Source organism: Streptomyces calidiresistens, from assembly GCF_014141525.1.
Taxonomy (GTDB): domain Bacteria; phylum Actinomycetota; class Actinomycetes; order Streptomycetales; family Streptomycetaceae; genus Streptomyces; species Streptomyces calidiresistens.
The window spans coordinates 1-2,676 of record NZ_VKHS01000737.1 but is presented as its reverse complement, the minus strand read 5'-3'; the positions used below and the strand labels follow the sequence as shown (position 1 = coordinate 2,676).

General features: G+C 74.4%; 1 protein-coding gene. It reads right to left on the bottom strand.

The annotated features are described in order from the left end of the window. Positions 1-133: 133 nt before the first annotated feature. Positions 134-2,599 (bottom strand): glycoside hydrolase family 9 protein, encoded by a 2,466-nt coding sequence (locus FOE67_RS22155; protein WP_182666603.1) that lies wholly within the window; start codon positions 2,597-2,599, stop codon positions 134-136. Between the last annotated feature and the right edge of the window lie 77 nt (positions 2,600-2,676).

Here is a 2,676-nt window from a genome sequence, read left to right as displayed (position 1 = left end):
GGACACCGCCCCGGCGTGGAGGGAACCGGGGCGGTGCGGCGAGGCGGGGGCCGCCGCGCGTCGGGGCCGGCCGACGCGCGCGACCCCCGCCGCTCGGGAGTCGGGTCCGGGCCCCGGGGCCCGGACCCGGCGCTCACCCGGTGGTGCAGGCCGAGCCGTCGACGGCGAAGGACGTCGGCACCCCCGCCGCGCCCGGGGCCGAGCCGACGAAGCCCAGGGTCACCGACCCGCCGGCCGGCACGGTGGCGGTGTAGTCCATCGGCGAGACCGTCACCCGCCCGCCGACCTGCGAGGCGGTGCCGCCCCACATGTTCGACACGCTTTCCCCGCCGGGGAATTCCCAGCTCAGGGACCACCCCGAGAGCGTGGTGGGCCCGGTGTTGGTCAGGGTCACCTCGGCCTGGAAGCCGCCCTGCCACTGGCCCGTCACCCGGTAGGCCACGGCGCAGGTCGCCCCCGGTGCCCCCGGACCGCTCCCGCCCGCCGCGGTGCGCGCCGTCACGCTTCCCGACAGCGGCGAGACGTTACCGGCGGCGTCCCGCGCCTCCACCGCGAAGGTGTACGCGGTGTCCGGCTCCAGCCCCGTGATCACCGCCGTGGTACCGGTGACCGAGGCGACGGGGGTGCGCGCCCCGCCGTCCAGCCGCAGCACCCGGTAGCCCGCGATCCCCACGTCGTCCGTGGCCGCCGTCCAGGAGAGGGTCACCGAGTCGGCGGTGGTCGCCACGACGGTCGGGGTACCGGGCGCGGTCGGTGGTTCGCTGTCACCGGGCCCGGGCCCGGGACCGTTCCCGTCGCCCTCGACCAACTCGTGCGCGGTGCGGTCCAGATGGGTGGCCACCCAGGCGAGCGGGGCGTTCCAGTTGATCGTGTTCTCCTTGGACCCCCAGGCCTGCGGAGCGGTGTCCGGACCGGCGTACGACTTGGCGGCCGGTTGGCCGGTCGGTGTCGCGTTGTCGTTGATCAGCTCGTTGTTGGGTCCTCCGGACAGCCAGCCGGGCGGGAACGGGGTCTGCGGATAGGCACCCCAGGCGAGCCGGTCGTGCAGGTCGGTCTCGGCGAAGGCGCCGTAACCGGTGACGTACGACAGGCGCATCGCGTTGTTGCCCATCAGGTAGTCCATCGCCCGGTGCATCGCCCGCAGGTATCCGGTCTCCCCGGTCAGGTCGTGCGCGGTGCCCAGCACCAGCATCCGGTTGGCGATGAAGGAGTTGGAGCCCCACGGGTACCGGGAGGAGCCGGGGATCGCCGACGGGTACCCCTCCCGTTCCAGCACGCCGGTGATCGAGTCGGCGAAGGAGAGCAGGTTGGACTCCATGCGCGCCAGGTCGGCGGCCGGCAGGTCGTTGTCCACGGTGAGCAGCGACAGGGTGCCCGCCCCGGCGACCTCCGCCCAGTCGAACTGCCCCACCTCCCCGTAGTGCGGCGAGCCGGTCACCGCCGACCGGTAGGTCCCCACCGAGGAGTCGCCCAGCGCGCCGGCGGTCAGGTACAGCTCGACGGCCGCCGCGTACCGGTCGTCGGTGGTCTTCGAGTCGCCGTAGTCGCCGCCGCCCTCGGCCTGCGGGGCGTTGGGGTAGGTCAGCACCGGGTGCGACTCCGCGCGTTGCCAGGCGTCGCGCGCGGACGCCCACAACTCCGCGGCCCGGGCCGGGTCGTCCGGCTCCAGCACCCGCGCCAGGTGGGCGGTGGTGCGGGCGACGGCGTAGGTGGCGTTGGTGGACGGCGGCTGCGCGGAGCGGGCCTGCGCGTTCTCCTGCGCGATCGAGGTGGGGAAGGCGCTCCAGACGTGGTTGTGCACCTTGTGGGAGGCCAGGCCGGTGGAGGGCAGCAGGCCGGGCATGAACCGCGAGCCGTACTCCACCTCGTCCACCAGGTCCGAACGCCCGTTGCCGCTCTCGGGGATGTTCAGCGAGCCGTCCGGGTGGGCGTCGGGGTACCGCTCGTGGAGGTTGAGCAGCGTCCATGCCGAGATCGCGTGGTTGACGGCGTAGATGCCGAAGTCGCCCGCGTCGGCCCAGGAGTACCGCACGTTCAGGCGCTCGTCCCCGCACCACTGCTGGTAGCACGGCACGGACTCGTCGCCCGGGTGCAGCGCCTCGTGCGCGTGGGCGGGGTACCGCAGGTGCCGGGCCTCGGTCGGGGTGCCCATGCGGTGGAAGTAGAAGTAGTTCAGTGCCTCCCCGGCGAGGTCGGGGTAGAGCGAGGAGTCGTCGATGCCGAAGGCCACGCTGGTACCGACGCCCGGTACGTGCAGGGTGTGGACGCCGGTGGTGGTCACGGAGGAGAAGTCGGCGTGGTGCACGTGGTCGCCGGAGGCGGCGTCGTGGCCGCGGACCGCGGTGGTGCCGCTCGCCACCACCGTTCCGCCGGCGTCCCGCAGTTCCCAGGGGAGGGGGGAGGTGGAGGGGGAGACCACCGTGGCGATCTTGTCGGCGCCGGTGAGGTAGCCGATCTGGTTCACCCGGACCGGGCTCGGGTCGGCGTTGGCGTGCGCCGCCCCGCCGCCGGCGAGGTGGAGGGGGAGGAGGGCGGCCAGCACGACGCCGGCCGTGGCCGCGGCGGTGCGGCGGCGCCGGTGGTGCGGTCGGGAGGGCATGTGGGGTGTCCTTCCTGGATCCGGGGTGGTGCTCCGCCGGGGGCGATCGGTCCCCGGGCGGTGGGGGCGTCCGGAGC

Excerpts from the sequence above, each read along its gene's own strand:
- FOE67_RS22155 (WP_182666603.1), bottom strand. The coding sequence starts at position 2,599 with ATGCCCTCCCGACCGCACCACCGGCGCCGCCGCACCGCCGCGGCCACG.